The following is a 17,961-nucleotide window of genomic DNA, read 5'->3' as shown; positions in this document are numbered from 1 at the left end:
ACACGCCGCGACGTGGTAGAATGCCGCCATGCGTCGCCTGCGAGGAATCCTGGGGAGCATCCTGGCAACGGCCCTTCTGGCCGTGCCCGGCGCCGCAATCGCCCAGCGCGCCGGAACGCTGATCGCAGCCCAGCCGGTCGATGACGCTCCCGCGGGGATGCGGGCATGGCGGGTGCAATATTGGACGACGAACGAGCGGAACCGGCCGATCCGGGTGACCGGCATGGTGATCGCGCCGGATGCGCGCGCAGCTGTTGACCTTGGCGGCACGCCTCGTCCGGTGATCGCCTGGACACATGGGACGACGGGCGTGGCACAGCGCTGCGCGCCGTCGCGGAACGGCAGCAACTTCACCGTCATCCCCTCGCTCGGCGAGGTGATCGGGCGCGGCTATACCGTGGTGGCGCCGGACTATCCGGGGCTCGGTTCCGACATGGTGCATCCATATCTGGTCGGGGTCGATACCGGCCGATCGGTGCTCGACGCGGTGAGAGCCGCCCGGAGCATCCGGGGTGCGGCGGCCGGCGCGCGCTTCGCCGTCTGGGGTGAATCGCAGGGCGGCCATGCGGCGCTGTGGACCGGGCAGGTGGCGCGGCGCTATGCGCCCGAGCTCGACCTGGTCGGCATCGCCGCGATCGTGCCGCCGACCGATCTCGCCCGTAACATGTCGGAAGGCAGCGACCTGCGTGCGCGGGCGATGCTGACGGCCTTTACCGCGACAAGCTGGTCGCGGCTGTACGGCGCGCCGATGTCGACCTTCGGCCGCAAATCGACGCAGAACGTGATGACGCGGCTCGCCGACAACAACTGCATCGAGCCGAACGCCAAGCCGCGGCTGGGCACGATCGTCGGCATCGCCGTGGTCCAGCGCGCGATCCGCAACCTCGACCTCAGCCGCGAGGAGCCGTGGGGGCGGCTGATGCGTGCCAACAGTCCGTCGCCCGATGCGGTGGCGGTGCCGCTGCTGATCGCGGAGGGAAGCGCCGACGTCATCGTCGCGCCGGCGGTGACGCTCGATTTCGCCCGGCGCGCCTGTGCGCGCGGGAAGACGGTGCGCTACATCTCCGTGCCCGGCGGCGAGCACGCGACCGTGGCGCGCACCGAGGCGCGGGCGACGCTGGACTGGATCGATGCTCGCTTCGCGGGGCGAAGGGCGCCGAGCGATTGCGGGCGGCTGTAGGGATCTTCAGTTAAACCCGTTTCCCCGGCGAAGGCCGGGGCCCAGCTCCGACCGGCTCGCAACTGGGCCCCGGCCTTCGCCGGGGAACAGATTCAGCTGACCGGAGACAGTTCTACAAGCCCGCCAGATCGATCTCCCCGTGCCGGTCGAGCGTGCGGGACTTGTCCGGCATCGGGTACTTAAGGCCGGTCGCGCAGTTGAACAGGACGACGCGCTCGTCCTTGCCGACCATGCCCTCCGCCAGCGCGCGATCATAGGCGGCGAGCGTGGCGCCGCCTTCGGGGCAGAGCAGCAGGCCGTCACCGGCGGCCTCGTCGACCGCCGCCAGGATCGCCGCGTCCGACACCGCCAGCGCCGCCCCGCCCGAGGCGCGGACGGCGTCGAGGATCAGGAAGTCGCCGACGGCGCGCGGCACGCGGATGCCGGCGGCGACGGTATGGGCATTCTCCCAGCGCTCGGCGTGGCGCTCGCCGGCCTCGAAGGCCCTGACCATCGGGGCGCAGCCTTCCGCCTGGACCGCATACATGCGCGGGCGCCTGGGGCCGATGAAACCGATCGCCTCGAGCTCGTCGAACGCCTTCCACATGCCGATCAGGCCGGTGCCGCCGCCGGTCGGGTAGAAGATCGCGTCGGGCAGCTCCCAGCCGAGCTGCTCGGCGAGCTCCAGGCCCATCGTCTTCTTCCCCTCGATCCGATAGGGTTCCTTGAGCGTCGAGAGGTCGAACCAGCCGTTGGCCTTGGCCCCTGCCCCCACGATCGCGCCGCAATCGTCGATCAGGCCGTTGACGCGGTAGACGCGCGCGCCCTGCGCGGCGATCTCGCGCACGTTGATCTCGGGCGTATCGTCGGGACAGAAGATGATCGCCTCGATCCCGGCGCGGGCGGCATAGGCCGCCGCGGCGGCGCCGGCGTTGCCGTTGGTCGGCATGGCGATGGTGGTCACGCCGAGCGCCTTGGCCATGCTGATCGCCATCACCAGCCCGCGCGCCTTGAACGAGCCGGTGGGGAGCCGGCCTTCGTCCTTGACGATCGGGGGGCGCCCGCCGCGCTTGGCGCCGACGCGATCGAGGGTGACCAGCGGCGTCGCATTCTCGCCCAGGCTGACGATGTTCGCCGGCGAGCGCACCGGGAGCAGCTCGCGGTAGCGCCACAGGTCGGCCGGGCGGGCGGCCAGCGCCTCCCGGGTCATCGCCGCCTTCACCCCGTCGAGATCGTAGCGCACCAGCAGCGGCCGGCCGGCGCGGGACAGGCCGTGAAGCGTGTCCGCCTCGTAGCGCTCGCCGGTCATCGAGCATTCGAGGTGGGTGACGAAGCTGGGCAGCTCGGCGGTCAGGTTGGCGAAGGGATCGAGACTCATGACGGGCGCATCGGCGCTCGCAGGGGCGCCGTCAATGGCGGCGATCAGCTCCGCACCGGCAGCGCAAAGGAGGCGGCGAGCGCGACGAGGTCGGCCTGGCGGTGGACGTTCATCTTGTCGAACAGGTGGACGAGATGGGTCTTGACTGTGCTGACGCCGATGTCGAGCGCCGCGGCGGCCTCGACCACGGTGTGCCCGGACACGATCTTCTCGAGGACGCGCCGCTCTGCCGCCGTCAGGTCGAACAGCGCGGCGATGATCTCGGCAGGCGGTGAGGCCGGCGTCTGGAGCGGCGAGACGAAGATCGCGGCGACCGCGGCAGGGGCGATGCCGGGGCGCAGCCGGCCATGCTGAAGCGGCAGGACGTGGAGCGCGCGGGGCTGGTCGCGCAGGCCGCGGATCGGGATGCCGAAGCCCTTGCGGCCGAGCGCGCTCTCGTCGTCGGCCGCCTGCCTGACCGCGACCGCAAGTGCGGCTGCGGCGCCCTTCGTGCGCGGCGTCACCAGGTTATTCTTGAGCTGCAGCAGATCGCCGCGCGCAAGCATGTCCTCCGCCGCGCGATTGGCGTGGATCTTCTGCAGGCGGGAATCGACGAGCACCACGGGTGTCGCCAGGGTGTCGAGCACCGACTGGAAGGTCGCCGCGGCGATCGTCTTGATGTCGAGCAGCCGGCTGATCGCAGCGGCGCGCCGAAGATGCGGAATGAGCAGGCGCAGCGTTTCGACCTCCCGCTCGCCGACCAGGCCCACGCTCTCATGCCGGTTGAAGCCGATGAAGCCGATCGACCGCGCATCGCGGACGAGGCCGACCGAGATCGAATCGACGAACCCCTGCGGCCGGTTGAACTCGATATGGAAACGGTCGCTGGTGTCGGGGGCGATCGCCGCCGGGTTCACCCGCGAGAGGACGGCGGGCTCCTCGACGGGCAGGCTGGCGAGGACTTCGGGGCCGCCCCATTGCGCGACGAGCTCAGGGCCGAAGAAGCTCGCCCGGTCGAGCCAGGGCGCCTCGAAGCCCGTGGTCGCGGACAGCAGCTGTTCGCCGTCGGGAAGCGCGATCAGGCCGATCGCTCCGGTGCGGAAGTCGAGCTCGCGGCAGATCATGTCCATCGTCGCCGGCCATAGCGCCGGGTCGATCGCGCAATCGTAGATCGCACCGATGATGTCCGACAGCACGGTCAGCGAAATCGGATCGCGCACGCCCTGCCCCCGTTAAGCAACGCCACCGACTGCACGGGAAATACTGGAAAAAGGGGGGAGCGCCAAGCGGACTCTCCATCGTACGATGGACGCGTGCCCCCTCCCGGCGGCGATAATCGTCGTCGAATCGATCCCGCCGGATCAGGACATGGGAGCTATTCGACGACGAACCGGGGGCCAGCTTCCAGGTGGCCCGGTAGCGCGCCGCCCCCCGTCAGTCCGCCGCCTTCACCGCCGACTGGTCGACCGGCACCACCGGCAGCAGCACCCGGCTGGGCGTCGCGCCGCCGCGCATGATGGTGACCGTCGCCTTCTGATAGTCACCCTTCTTCGCGTAGAAGATGTTGGGGACGTACTTCTGCGGGTTGCGGTCGTAGACCGGGAACAGGCTCGACTGGACCTGGATCATGATGCGGTGGCCGGGCTGGAAGACATGGTTCACCGTCGGCAGGCGGAACTTGTATTCCTGCACCTTGCCGGCCGGGATCGGCTTGGGGTTCGCCGGATCGTCGCGGTAGCGGCCGCGGAAGATGTCCATCGCGATCGGCCATTGGTAGCCGCCCATCTTGGGATCGGTGGCATATTCGGACGGATAGACGTCGATCACCTTGACCACGAAGTCGCCGTCGGTGCCGGTGGTCTTGGCGAAGATGTCCGCGATCGGTGCGCCGGAGACGCGGACCGGCGCCTTCAGCACCTCGGTCTGATAGGTCATCACGTCGGGCCGGCCGTCGACGAAGCGCTGGTCGGTGACGAGATAATCGCCCCAGCGGCCGTCGCCGAAGTTCACCGGGCGCGGCAGGTGCGGCACCGGCTTGGCGGGATCGGAGACATAGCTGTCGCCGCCGGCCGCGCCCGCGTCGAAGCCGAGGCCGCCGTCGGCATGGAGGTAGATCGGCTTGAGCGGCGACGGGCAGCCCTCCTGGCAGGCGAGCGGCCAGTCCTTGAGCTTGTCCCAGTGGTTCTCGCCGGTGTTGTAGATCGCCACCGTCGGCAGGTTGGCGGGAGGGCCGTCCTTCAGATACTGGTTGAAGAAGGGCAGCACCATGTCCTCGCGGAACTGGGCGGCGGTGTCGCCGTTCCACTCGAACGGACCGAGCTCGCGTCCCTCGCGATTGACCTGGCTGTGGCGCCAGGGGCCCATCACCAGATAGTTGTTGCCGACCTTGCCGGCCTTCTTGAGCGCTTCCCAGCTGTGGATCGCGCCCCACATGTCCTCATGGTCCCACAGGCCCTGTTCCCAGAGCGTCGGCACGTTGGAGGGATTGGCGGCAACCAGCTTGTCGAGCGCCTGGCCCTGCCAGAAGGCGTCGTAGGCGGGATGCTCCGACATGCGCTTCCAGAACGGCAGCTGGGCATAGCCGGACTTCGCCGCCCAGTCGCCGGCCGAGCCGGTGCGGAAATTGTCGTAATCGTCCCAGCCGCCGGTCGGAGGGGGCGACCCCCTGCCCTTGAAGCCGGTCTGCCCGCCGATCCAGGCGATGTTGGCGAGGCGGAAGGCGCCGTAGTGGAACCAGTCGTCGCCCATCCAGCCGTCGACCATCGGGCTCTCCGGCGCGGCGACCTTGAGCGCCGGGTGCGGATTGAGGAGCGCCATCACGACGGTGAAGCCCTCGTAGGACGAGCCGATCATGCCGACGCGGCCGTTCGATTCGGGCAGGTTGGCCTTGTTCACCAGCCAGTCGATCGTGTCGTAGGCGTCGGTGGTGTGGTCGACCTTGGTCGGGTTGAGCGGGCCGATCGGCGGGCGGGTCACGACATAGTCGCCCTCCGAGCCGTATTTGCCGCGGATATCCTGGTAGACGCGGATATAGCCGTCCTTCACGAAGATCTCGTCGGCGAGCGGCAGGGTCGAGAGCATCGACGGGCTGTCGTCGGTGCGCGCGGCGCGGCCCTTGGCGTTATAGGGCGTGCGGGTGAGCACGATCGGCGCGTTGGTCGCGCCCTTCGGCACGACGATGACCGTGTAGAGCTTGGTCCCGTCGCGCATCGGGATCATCACTTCGCGCTTGTCATAGTCCTGCTCGGGCGAGGGCGGCACCGCGAACTTGGGCGGGATGTCGCCGCCGGCGGGGGCGGTCTGGGCGATGAGCGGCGCGGCGGCGATGAGCGCGGTGGCGGCGAGCAGGATCGGCTTGAGCATGAAGACGGGCTCCGGAGGAAGGATGCGCGATCAAACATCCGGAGCCCGACGAAATCAACAGGCTAGCAACCTAGTTAAGGATCAGACGTGCTCCGCGGTGCCGTGGAGCCGCGCCTCGACGTCGTCGTCGTGCATCCGCCGGTCGGCCATATCGAAGCCCCGGAGCTCGCCGTCCGCATCGCTGACACCGATCACGAACGAGGCCGAGGTGCGCCCCTCGCTGCCGTCGGGCAGCCGATAGCGGGCATCGGCGACCACGATCGGACGGAAGCGGTCGACCCCGGCGAGGTCGGCGCGCAGCCTGGCCAGCGTCGCCTCGATGCGGGTGCCCTCCCCCGGCGCGATCGTCACCGGCTCGACCGCGGCATCGGCGGGCGGGGAGACGAGCAGCCGCTCCATCTCACCCGCATCGGCTTCAGGCAGCATGAAAGTCGAGACGCGTACGTCCTCCGCCGCGACATTGCCGGCGTTGGCGACGGTGAGCTCGATCTCGACCAGCGCCTCGTCGGCGCTGGTACCGGCGCGGAGCGGGCGCATCGCCATCTCGATCCACGGCCGGTCGGCCGCCGGCGCGGCGGCGGTGAGCGCGGCGACGTCCTCCGACTCCGCCTCGCCGACGCTCACCTCCTCGGGGGTCGAGGGTGCGACGCTCTCCTCGGCAGGGATCGGCTCGGCGCCGGCGGCATAGGCGGCTGCGGCAGGTTCGGCGACATAAGGCTGCGGCTCGGTCGCGATCACCGGTTCGGGCGCGAGGTGCGGCTCCTCATAGGTTTCGTCGTAGGTTTCGACATAGTCGTCCCGTTCGCGGCGGCGGAACAGGAGGAAGGCGAGACCGGCAAGCACGATCGCGCCACCGATCAGCCACGGCCAGATCGATCCGCCACGCTGCGCCTCGGTCTGCGTGGTCTGGGTCGTGGTGGTGACGGTTTCGGCCGGAACCGCCTGCTCCGGCGCGGGCGCAGGCTGCGCGGCCGGCGGAGGCGGCGTCGGGGTCGCCTGGGCAACCGGGGCGCTCGCCGGCTCGGCCGGAGCCGGAGGGGCTACCGGTGCAGGCGCAGCGCGTTCAGCGCGTTGTGCGGGAGCCTCGGCCCGCTGCGGCGCTGCGCGGCGTTCCGACCGTTCGGCCGCCGCCGCGCGTTCGCGGCGTTCCGCGCGCGCCGCGGCGGCGCGTTCCTGGCGGGCCGCCTCCTCGTCGAGCGCGGCCTGGGCCTCCGGGGCGACCGTCGCTCGGGGGCGTTGGGGCTCGGCCGGCGTGGTCGAGGGCGCCGGCGTCGCAGGAACCGGAGCCGTCGTCGCGACCGGCGGCGGCGGTGCGGCGGGCGCCGGGGTCGGCGTCGTCACCGTCGGACGCACGGGCGGCGGCGCGGTCTGCGTCGTGTCCTGCGCAGCGGCAGGCATGGCAAGGAGCGCGGCGGCCGATATCGTCGGCAGGGCCGCGCGGGCGAAGCTGTAAGCATTGTGTTTCATGACGCAGCTACAACGAGCGGGCGGACGATCCGGCTCCGCAACGGACGGAACCGTCGGCAAGGCGTTGATCGTGAGCGACGAGGCGAAGCTGACAGAAGCATTCGGCAACACGTTGACAGCGCTTGGCGCCCCTCCTATATGGCGCGTTCCACCACAGCCTCGGGAAATGATGCGTCGTCGCGCAGCGCATCGGTCGGATTGGGGTTCGTGGGCTAGAAGACGCTTCGAAGGCTGCAGTTTCCGAACACCGGAGACATGCGGCCTTTCATGTCTTCCGCTGCGGCCGGCCCCAGGTTCACGGGGCGAGAGTTTCGACGGCTGACGAGGCAAAACACACATATGGCGACCAAGGCGATCGAGAGCGGCACTGTGAAGCGCCGCATCCGCAAGGTGTTCGGCGACATCCACGAAGTGGTGCAGATGCCGAACCTGATCGAGGTTCAGCGTGAGAGCTACGAGCAGTTCCTCCGCTCCGACAAGGCCACCGGCCATGTCTCGGGCCTGGAGAAGACGCTGCGCTCGGTCTTCCCGATCCAGGATTTCGCCGGCACCGCCTATCTCGACTTCGACGACTATGTGCTCGAGGACCCCAAGTTCGACGTCGAGGAATGCCGCCAGCGCGGCATCACCTATGCCGCGCCGATGCGCGTCACGCTGCGCCTGACCGCGTTCGAGGTCGATCCGGATACCGAGGCCAAGTCGGTCATCGATATCAAGGAGCAGGACGTCTACATGGGCGACATGCCGCTCATGACCGAGAACGGCACCTTCTTCATCAACGGCACCGAGCGCGTCATCGTCAGCCAGATGCACCGTTCGCCCGGCGTGCTGTTCGACCATGACCGCGGCAAGACTCATGCCTCGGGCAAGTATCTGTTCGCCGCGCGCGTGATCCCCTACCGCGGCTCGTGGCTCGACTTCGAGTTCGACGCCAAGGACATCGTCAACGTCCGCATCGACCGCAAGCGCAAGCTGCCGGTGACGACGCTGCTCTATGCCCTCGGGCTGAACAGCGAGGACATCCTCAACTATTTCTACAACCGCGTGACCTATGTCCGCGGGCCGGGCGGCTGGCAGATCCCGTTCGCGCCGGAGAACTGGCGCGGCGCCAAGCCGATGTTCGACATCGTCGACGCCAAGTCGGGCGAGGTCGTGTTCCCGGCCGGCCAGAAGATCAGCCCCCGCGCCGCCAACAAGGCGCAGAAGGACGGTCTGGAGACGCTGCTGATCCCGACCGAGGAGATCTTCGGCCGTTACAGCGCCTATGACCTGATCAACGAGCAGACCGGCGAGATCTACATCGAGGCGGGCGACGAAGTGTCGGCCGAGAACCTCGAGAAGCTCGACAAGGCGGGCATCGACCGCATCGAGCTGCTCGACATCGATCACGTCACCACCGGTCCGTGGATCCGCAACACGCTCAAGGCCGACAAGGCCGAGGAGCGCGAGCAGGCGCTGAGCGACATCTACCGCGTGATGCGCCCCGGCGAGCCGCCGACGCTGGAGACCGCGGAGTCGCTGTTCGCGGGGCTGTTCTTCGATCCCGACCGCTACGACCTGTCGGCGGTGGGCCGCGTCAAGCTCAACATGCGCCTCGACCTCGACTGCCCGGACACGGTGACGACGCTGCGCACCGAGGACATCCTGGCCGTCGTCAAGACGCTGGTCGACCTCAAGGACGGCAAGGGCGAGGTCGACGACATCGACAACCTCGGCAACCGCCGCGTGCGTTCGGTCGGCGAGCTGCTGGAGAACCAGTATCGCGTCGGCCTGCTGCGCATGGAGCGTGCGGTCAAGGAGCGCATGTCGTCGGTCGACGTGTCGACGGTGATGCCGAACGACCTGATCAACGCCAAGCCCGCGGTCGCCGCGGTGCGCGAGTTCTTCGGCTCGTCGCAGCTCAGCCAGTTCATGGACCAGACCAACCCGCTCTCCGAAGTGACGCACAAGCGTCGCGTCTCGGCGCTCGGGCCGGGCGGCCTCACCCGCGAGCGCGCGGGCTTCGAGGTCCGCGACGTCCATCCGACCCACTATGGCCGCATCTGCCCGATCGAGACGCCGGAAGGCCCGAACATCGGCCTGATCAACTCGCTGGCCAGCTTCAGCCGCGTCAACAAGTACGGCTTCATCGAGACGCCGTACCGCAAGGTCGTCGACAACAAGGTGACCAACGAGGTCGTCTATCTGTCGGCGATGGAGGAGGCCAAGCACACGATCGCGCAGGCCAACGCCGAGCTCGACGCCGACGGCCGCTTCGTCGAGGAGCTGGTCTCGGCCCGCCAGGCCGGCGAGTTCCTGATGGCGCTGCCCGAGCAGATCACGCTGATGGACGTCAGCCCCAAGCAGCTCGTGTCGGTCGCGGCCTCGCTGATCCCGTTCCTGGAGAACGACGACGCCAACCGCGCGCTGATGGGATCGAACATGCAGCGCCAGGCGGTGCCGCTAGTCCAGGCCGAGGCGCCGTTCGTCGGCACCGGCATGGAGGAGACGGTGGCGCGGGATTCGGGCGCGGCGATCGCGGCGAAGCGCGACGGCGTGGTCGACCAGGTCGACGCCAGCCGCATCGTCATCCGCGCGACCGGCGACGTCGAGGCGACCGAGAGCGGCGTCGACATCTACACGCTGATGAAGTTCCAGCGCTCGAACCAGTCGACCTGCATCAACCAGCGCCCGCTGGTGAAGGTGGGCGACGTGGTGCGCGCCGGCGACGTGATCGCCGACGGCCCGTCGACCGAGTTCGGCGAGCTGGCGCTCGGCCGCAACGCGCTGGTCGCGTTCATGCCGTGGAACGGGTACAACTATGAGGACTCGATCCTGATCTCCGAGCGGATCGTGAAGGACGACGTGTTCACGTCGATCCACATCGACGAGTTCGAGGTCATGGCCCGCGACACCAAGCTCGGGCCCGAGGACATCACCCGCGACATCCCCAACGTCGGCGAGGAGGCGCTGCGCAACCTCGACGAGGCGGGCATCGTCTACATCGGCGCCGAGGTCGAGCCGGGCGACATCCTGGTCGGCAAGATCACGCCGAAGGGCGAGAGCCCGATGACGCCGGAGGAGAAGCTGCTCCGCGCGATCTTCGGCGAGAAGGCGAGCGACGTGCGCGACACCTCGCTGCGGCTGCCGCCGGGCGTGTCGGGGACGATCGTCGACGTGCGTGTGTTCAACCGTCACGGCATCGACAAGGACGAGCGTGCCCTGGCGATCGAGCGCGAGGAGATCGAGCGCCTGCGCAAGGACTCGGACGACGAGCGCACCATCCTCAACCGCGCCACCTGGTCGCGGCTCAAGGAGATGCTGCTGGGCCAGACCGCGACCGCTGCGCCCAAGGGCATCAAGAAGGGCTCGGTGATCGACGAGGAACTGCTCGACAGCGTCGACCGCCACGAGTGGTGGAAGTTCGCGGTGCAGGACGACGCGGTCCAGGCGAACCTGGAGGGCGTGAAGGGCCAGTATGACGAGGCCGTGAAGCGCATCAAGGACAAGTTCGAGGACCGCCGCGAGAAGCTGGAGCGGGGCGACGAGCTGCCGCCGGGCGTGCTCAAGATGGTCAAGGTGTTCGTCGCGGTGAAGCGCAAGCTGCAGCCCGGCGACAAGATGGCCGGCCGCCACGGCAACAAGGGCGTCATCAGCCGCATCCTGCCGCAGGAGGACATGCCGTTCCTCGAGGACGGCACGCCGGTCGACCTGGTGCTCAACCCGCTGGGCGTGCCGTCGCGCATGAACGTCGGGCAGATCTTCGAGACCCATCTCGGCTGGGCGGCGCGCAACCTGGGTCAGCAGATCCACCGCGCGCTCGAGGATTGGCGCGAGGCCAATCCCGACGCCAAGGGCGGCGAGATGCCCGAGGCGGTCAAGACGCGGCTGCTCGAGGTCTATGGCGAGCATTACGCCGACGACATCCAGCGGCGCGACGCCAGCCAGATCGTCGAGCTGGCTGAGAACCTCAAGACCGGCGTCCCGCTCGGCACCCCGGTGTTCGACGGCGCGCGCGAGAAGGACGTGTCGGACATGCTGGCGCTCGCCGGCCTCGACACCTCGGGCCAGTCGACGCTGTTCGACGGGCGCACCGGCGAGGCATTCGACCGCAAGGTGACCGTGGGCATCATCTACATGCTGAAGCTCCACCACCTGGTCGACGACAAGATCCACGCGCGTTCGATCGGCCCCTACAGCCTCGTCACCCAGCAGCCGCTGGGCGGCAAGGCGCAGTTCGGCGGCCAGCGCTTCGGCGAGATGGAGGTGTGGGCGCTGCAGGCTTACGGCGCGGCGTACACGCTCCAGGAGATGCTGACGGTGAAGTCCGACGACGTCGTCGGCCGCACCAAGGTCTACGAGGCGATCGTCAAGGGCGACGACACCTTCGAGGCCGGCATCCCCGAGAGCTTCAACGTGCTCGTCAAGGAGATGCGCTCGCTGGGCCTCAACGTCGAGCTCAAGTCCCTCGAGGACCAGAGCGAAGGCGACGGCCTGGCCGAGGCGGCGGAGTAACAGCCTTCAAGCCCCTCCCCTTCAGGGGAGGGGTTGGGGGTGGGGCATCGCCCCAAGCAATTCCGGTGGTGGCCTGCGGACAGGCCCCACCCCAACCCCTCCCCTGAAGGGGAGGGGCTAAGGAGTTCAAGATGAACGAACTGACCAACTTCGCGAACCCGATCGCCAAGCCCGAGACCTTCGACCAGATCCAGATCGGGATCGCCTCGCCCGACCGCATCCGCTCGTGGTCGTTCGGCGAGATTAAGAAGCCCGAGACGATCAACTACCGCACGTTCAAGCCGGAGCGTGACGGCCTGTTCTGCGCGCGCATCTTCGGTCCGATCAAGGATTACGAGTGCCTGTGCGGCAAGTACAAGCGCATGAAGTACAAGGGCATCGTCTGCGAGAAGTGCGGCGTGGAGGTGACCGTCTCGAAGGTCCGCCGCGAGCGCATGGGCCATATCGAGCTCGCCGCCCCGGTCGCGCACATCTGGTTCCTGAAGTCGCTGCCGTCGCGCATCGGCCTGCTGCTCGACATGCAGCTCAAGCAGCTCGAGCGCGTGCTCTATTTCGAGAGCTACATCGTCACCGAGCCCGGCCTGACCCCGCTCGAGAAGTTCCAGCTCCTCACCGAGGACGAGCTGCTCGACGCGCAGGACGAATATGGCGAGGACGCGTTCTCGGCGGGCATCGGCGCCGAGGCGGTCAAGGCGATGCTGATGGACCTCGACCTCGAGGGCGAGCGCAAGGCGCTGCTCGAGGAGCTGGCGGTCACCAAGTCCGAGCTCAAGCCCAAGAAGATCATCAAGCGGCTGAAGGTCGTCGAGAGCTTCCTGGAGTCCGGCAACCGTCCCGAGTGGATGATCCTCGACGTCGTCCCGGTGATCCCGCCCGAGCTGCGCCCGCTGGTGCCGCTCGACGGCGGCCGCTTCGCGACGTCGGACCTCAACGACCTCTACCGGCGCGTGATCAACCGCAACAACCGCCTCAAGCGCCTGATGGAGCTGCGCGCGCCGGACATCATCGTCCGCAACGAGAAGCGCATGCTGCAGGAGGCGGTCGACGCGCTGTTCGACAACGGCCGCCGCGGCCGCACGATCACCGGCGCCAACAAGCGTCCGCTCAAGTCGCTGTCCGACATGCTCAAGGGCAAGCAGGGCCGCTTCCGCCAGAACCTGCTCGGCAAGCGCGTCGACTATTCGGGCCGCTCGGTGATCGTGACCGGGCCTGAGCTCAAGCTGCACCAGTGCGGCCTGCCCAAGAAGATGGCGCTCGAGCTGTTCAAGCCGTTCATCTACGCCCGCCTCGATGCCAAGGGTCTGTCGATGACCCTCAAGCAGGCCAAGAAGTGGGTCGAGAAGGAGCGCAAGGAAGTCTGGGACATCCTGGACGAGGTGATCCGCGAGCATCCGGTGCTGCTCAACCGCGCGCCGACGCTCCACCGCCTGGGCATCCAGGCGTTCGAGCCGGTGCTGATCGAGGGCAAGGCGATCCAGCTCCACCCGCTGGTGTGCTCGGCGTTCAACGCCGACTTCGACGGCGACCAGATGGCCGTGCACGTTCCGCTGAGCCTCGAGGCGCAGCTGGAAGCGCGCGTGCTGATGATGTCGACCAACAACATCCTGAGCCCCGCCAACGGCAAGCCGATCATCGTGCCGTCGCAGGACATGGTGCTCGGTCTCTACTATCTGTCGATGGAGAAGACCGGCGAGCCGGGCGAAGGCATGCTGCTCGCTGACATGGCCGAGGTGCACCAGGCGCTGGATGCGGGTGCGGTGACGCTGCACTCGAAGGTGATCAGCCGCGTGCCGCAGACCGACGAGGACGGCAACGAGTATCTCAAGCGCTACGAGACCACCCCGGGCCGCATGCTGCTCGGCGAGTGCCTGCCGAAGTCGCACAAGGTGCCGTTCGAGACCGTCAACCGCCTGCTGACCAAGAAGGAGATCGGCGACGTCATCGACACCGTCTATCGCCACACCGGCCAGAAGGAGACGGTGCTGTTCGCCGACGCGATCATGGCGCTCGGCTTCCGCCACGCGTTCAAGGCGGGCATCTCGTTCGGCAAGGACGACATGGTCATCCCGGCCGAGAAGGAGAAGCTGGTCGACGAGACCCGTGAGCAGGTGAAGGACTTCGAGCAGCAGTATCAGGACGGCCTGATCACGCAGCAGGAGAAGTACAACAAGGTGATCGACGCCTGGAGCCGCTGCGGCGACCAGGTGGCGGCCGCGATGATGGACGAGATCAAGGCGGTGAAGCGGCTCGACGACGGCCGTGAAGCCCCGATCAACTCGATCTACATGATGGCCCACTCGGGCGCCCGCGGCTCGCAGGCGCAGATCAAGCAGCTTGCCGGCATGCGTGGCCTGATGGCCAAGCCGTCGGGCGAGATCATCGAGACGCCGATCATCTCGAACTTCAAGGAAGGCCTGACCGTCCTCGAATACTTCAACTCGACCCACGGCGCCCGCAAGGGCCTGGCCGACACGGCGCTCAAGACGGCGAACTCGGGCTACCTCACCCGCCGCCTCGTCGACGTGTCGCAGGACTGCGTCGTCATGGAGGAGGATTGCGGCACCGAGCGCGCGCTGGAGATGAAGGCGATCGTGCAGGGCGGCTCGACCATCGCGTCGCTGGGCGAGCGCATCCTCGGCCGCACCACGGCGGAGGACGTGGTCGATCCCAAGACCAACGCGGTCGCGATCCCTGCGGGCACCTTGCTCGACGAGGCCGCGGTCGCGCAGATCGAGGCGATCGGCATCCAGTCGATGAAGATCCGCTCGCCGCTGGTCTGCGAGGCGCAGTTCGGCGTGTGCGCCAAGTGCTACGGGCGTGACCTCGCCCGCGGCACGCCGGTCAACATCGGCGAGGCGGTCGGCGTGATCGCGGCGCAGTCGATCGGCGAGCCGGGCACGCAGCTGACGATGCGGACCTTCCACATCGGCGGTGCGGCGCAGCTCAACGAGCAGTCGAACCTGGAGGCGCCGGCCGACGGCACCGTCCAGTTCCGCGACTTGCGCATCATCGAGGACCAGCGCGGCCGCCGCGTGGTGCTGAGCCGCTCGGGCGAGCTGGCGATCGTGGACATGGACGGGCGCGAGCTCGCCGTGCACAAGATCCCCTATGGCGCCTATGTGCTGTTCGACGACGGCCATATCGTCACCAAGGGCGACCGCATGGCCGAGTGGGACCCCTTCACCATGCCGGTGATCACCGAGACCGGCGGCACGGTGAAGTACCAGGATCTGATCGAGGGCAAGACGATGGCGGAGCAGGCCGACGAGGCCACCGGCATCACCCAGCGCGTGGTCACCGAGTATCGCGCCTCGGCGCGCACCAAGGAGGACCTGCGTCCGCGCCTCACCCTGCTCGACGGGGGGTCGGGCGAGACCGCACGCTACATGCTGGCGCCGGGCGCGGTGCTGTCGGTCGACGACGGCGCCGAGGTGAAGGCGGGCGACGTCGTCGCGCGCGTGGCTCGTGAATCGGCCAAGACCCGCGACATCACCGGCGGTCTGCCGCGCGTCGCCGAGCTGTTCGAGGCGCGCAAGCCCAAGGAGAATGCGATCATCGCCAAGGTCTCGGGCCGTGTCGTGTTCGGCAAGGACTACAAGGCCAAGCGCAAGATCGGCATCCAGCCTGAGGATGGCGGCGAGGTGGTCGAGTATCTGGTGCCGAAGTCGAAGGTGATCGACGTTCAGGAAGGCGACTACGTCAAGCGTGGCGACAACCTGATCGGCGGCAGCCCCGATCCGCACGACATCCTCGAGGTGCTCGGCGTCGAGGCGCTGGCGGAATATCTCGTGTCGGAGATCCAGGAGGTCTATCGCCTCCAGGGCGTGAAGATCAACGACAAGCACATCGAGGTGATCGTTCGCCAGATGCTGCAGAAGGTCGAGATCACCGACGGCGGCGACACCACGCTGCTGGCGGGCGAGCAGGTCGACCGCGACGAGATGGACGAGCAGAATGCCAAGCTCCCGGCCGGCCAGCAGCCGGCGCAGGGCAAGCCGGTGCTGCTCGGCATCACCAAGGCGTCGCTGCAGACCCGGTCGTTCATCTCCGCCGCGTCGTTCCAGGAGACGACCCGCGTGCTCACCGAGGCTTCGGTGCAGGGCAAGGTCGACACGCTGAACGGCCTCAAGGAGAATGTCATCGTCGGCCGTCTGATCCCGGCGGGCACCGGCGCCGGCATGAACCGCCTGCGCGTGGCGGCGACCAGCCGCGACGCGGCGCTCCGCGCGCAGCAGCGTGCCCTCCAGGCGACGCTGATCGCGCCGGAGAGCGCGGCGCAGGAGCATGCGGCGGAGCTGGCCCGCGACGTGCGCGACAGCGGCGGCACGGGCGACGATCCGCTCGCGGCGGTGACGCCGTCGGGTCACGGCACGGACGAGGACGCGGGCGAGTATCTGAACCCGTAAGCGTCCTCGGCCGCGGCCGAGGTCAAGGACAAGGAAGCCGCCGTCCGGGATGCCGGGCGGCGGCTTTCTGTTCGGCGCGAGTGTTCAGATCGCCGGGAGCACGCCGATCTCGGCATAGTTGGGCGAGCCGGGCTCGTGCGGGGCCGGCGGATCGTCTCTCCGGCCCGGTCTGTCGCCAGTGTCGACCGGAGCCGGCGGTGTCGGAGTCGCGGCCGGCTCCGCGGGAACGGATAGAGCTTCCTCCGACGGCGCGGAGACGATGCGGACGACACCCTCCTCGCCCGCGTCCTTGTCGGCGTCGGACAGCAGGAGGGCGCCGGCCGTACCGATCGCCAGCGCCGCCGCGCCCAGCACCATCGCGCGCCGCACGCGCATCTACACCTCCCGCACGAACTTGACCGCGCCGGCGCGCTGGCAGCCGGCGTGGACGGTGTTGGTGACGCCGATCGCGGGATTGGTGGTGCCCGCGTTGAAGCTGTGGACGCCGAGGTCCACCCAACCCGAGCTGCCGGTCGCGAAGTTGATGGTGGTGGTGGTCGTGCCCGACGCCGCCTGCACCTTCACCTCGCCCTGGGTGTCGGCGTTGGCATTGGCCGTCTTCCAAATATAGACGTGGTAGCTGCCCGACTGGTTGAAGCCGGGGGCATAGGTCGACTTGTCGCCGGCGGTGCATGAATAGCGCTGCGGCATCAGGCCGAAGCCCGCCAGCGTGCTGTCCTGCCACCCCGTGCCGCTCTCGGTATAGCCGTAGCGGGCGTTCATCACATACTGGTCCTTCTTGTAGAAGCGGACCGTGTCGTAATATTGTGGCGTGCCGCCGACCGAGACCGGCGCCCGATAGGCGATCGCGGTCAGCCAGATGTTCACCGGGTCCTGGCGGTATTGGGTCGTCGAATAGGCGATCGTGCAATATTTGATGCCGTCGAAGTAGAAGTCGATCGCCCCTTCCCGCCAGTCGGCGCCGTAGGTGTGGTAGGCCGCCGTCAGGTTGACGCCCGGCGCATAGGTCGCGCAGCGCGGCGCGGCGAGCTTTCCGCCGGTGCCCGCTTGGCCGTTCCAGATGTTGAGTCCGCTGGGGATATGGGTCTGGTCCGCGGTCTCGATCTCGGCCTGGTCGATCTCGAGATAGCGGCCGGCGGCGTAGGTGTTGCTGCCGTCGCCGGCCATCATCCAGAAGCTGTTGTGCCAGCCGGTGTTGGTGGTGTTCTTGGCGCGGACCTCGAAATAACCATAGCCGAACTGCTGCTTGCTGACGACGCCGGCGCCGGTGTAGCTCATGCCGCTCACATTCTCCTGCTTCATCAGCAGGCTGAGCTGGCCGTTGTCGATGACCGCATTGGCGGCGAGCTGGGCGCTCAGCACCTTGACGTCGGTCCGGAAGTTCCAGCGGCTGGTATCGACCGCGCTGCCGCTGAACGTCTCCTCCCAGGCGAGGCCGTAGAGGGTCGAGGGTGGATCGGCCAGAACCGTTCCCGGGGTCAATGCCGCGGCCAATCCCGCCGCAGCAAGCGAAGGCCGCAACATGCGGCGGGCACATGACGCAACGATCGTGTTCATGTCGCTTCTCCTCTCCTTGGCGGCGTTATCGTCGGGGCCGCCCTCCCGATCTCGACCGGTTGCGTTCCGGCCTCGCAAAGGGCCTCGCGGAGCGGCGTCTCGGCATGTCAGGGTTGCATTGCGCGAACGGACGGAACCCGCCGGCATCGCGCATCGGC

At 68.3% G+C, this 17,961-nt stretch carries 9 protein-coding genes; 3 read left to right on the top strand and 6 right to left on the bottom strand.

The window, feature by feature from the left end; all coding sequences use genetic code 11:
• Positions 1-28: 28 nt before the first annotated feature.
• Positions 29-1,180: a lipase family protein gene (locus AC2YHA_RS01080; RefSeq protein WP_487400037.1), complete on the top strand. Its 1,152-nt coding sequence runs from the start codon at positions 29-31 to the stop codon at positions 1,178-1,180.
• A gap of 112 nt (positions 1,181-1,292) precedes the next feature.
• Here AC2YHA_RS01080 and AC2YHA_RS01075 read toward each other — a convergent pair whose 3' ends face one another.
• From AC2YHA_RS01075 to AC2YHA_RS01060, 4 genes are all read right to left on the bottom strand, one after another.
• Entirely contained in the window at positions 1,293-2,537 is a 1,245-nt protein-coding gene (locus AC2YHA_RS01075) for a threonine synthase (RefSeq protein WP_487400036.1), read from the bottom strand.
• 44 nt (positions 2,538-2,581) lie between these two features.
• Positions 2,582-3,736 (bottom strand): helix-turn-helix transcriptional regulator, encoded by a 1,155-nt coding sequence (locus tag AC2YHA_RS01070; protein WP_487400035.1) that lies wholly within the window; start codon positions 3,734-3,736, stop codon positions 2,582-2,584.
• Positions 3,737-3,950: 214 nt separating this feature from the next.
• Positions 3,951-5,879, bottom strand: coding sequence for a CocE/NonD family hydrolase (locus AC2YHA_RS01065; RefSeq protein ID WP_487400034.1), 1,929 nt, complete (start codon positions 5,877-5,879; stop codon positions 3,951-3,953).
• A gap of 81 nt (positions 5,880-5,960) precedes the next feature.
• Positions 5,961-7,346, bottom strand: coding sequence for a hypothetical protein (locus tag AC2YHA_RS01060; protein WP_487400033.1), 1,386 nt, complete (start codon positions 7,344-7,346; stop codon positions 5,961-5,963).
• A 339-nt stretch (positions 7,347-7,685) separates the two neighbouring features.
• On the opposite strand from AC2YHA_RS01060, the gene rpoB reads away from it, so the two are divergent.
• Together rpoB and rpoC are read left to right on the top strand one after the other, a co-directional pair.
• Positions 7,686-11,840: a DNA-directed RNA polymerase subunit beta gene (gene rpoB / locus AC2YHA_RS01055; RefSeq protein ID WP_233783462.1), complete on the top strand. Its 4,155-nt coding sequence runs from the start codon at positions 7,686-7,688 to the stop codon at positions 11,838-11,840.
• A 131-nt stretch (positions 11,841-11,971) separates the two neighbouring features.
• Entirely contained in the window at positions 11,972-16,246 is a 4,275-nt protein-coding gene (rpoC, locus tag AC2YHA_RS01050) for a DNA-directed RNA polymerase subunit beta' (protein WP_487400032.1), read from the top strand.
• An 84-nt stretch (positions 16,247-16,330) separates the two neighbouring features.
• On the opposite strand, the gene AC2YHA_RS01045 is transcribed toward rpoC, so the two are convergent.
• Together AC2YHA_RS01045 and AC2YHA_RS01040 are read right to left on the bottom strand one after the other, a co-directional pair.
• Positions 16,331-16,621: a hypothetical protein gene (locus AC2YHA_RS01045; protein ID WP_487400031.1), complete on the bottom strand. Its 291-nt coding sequence runs from the start codon at positions 16,619-16,621 to the stop codon at positions 16,331-16,333.
• Positions 16,622-17,803 carry a family 16 glycosylhydrolase gene (locus AC2YHA_RS01040; protein ID WP_487400030.1) on the bottom strand — a complete coding sequence of 394 codons (1,182 nt, stop codon included), beginning with the start codon at positions 17,801-17,803 and terminating at the stop codon, positions 16,622-16,624.
• Between the last annotated feature and the right edge of the window lie 158 nt (positions 17,804-17,961).

This window comes from Sphingomonas sp. SRI_018 (assembly GCF_057586275.1).
Note: the sequence above shows the minus strand (reverse complement) of the source record. Positions and strands in the feature narration are given on the sequence as shown.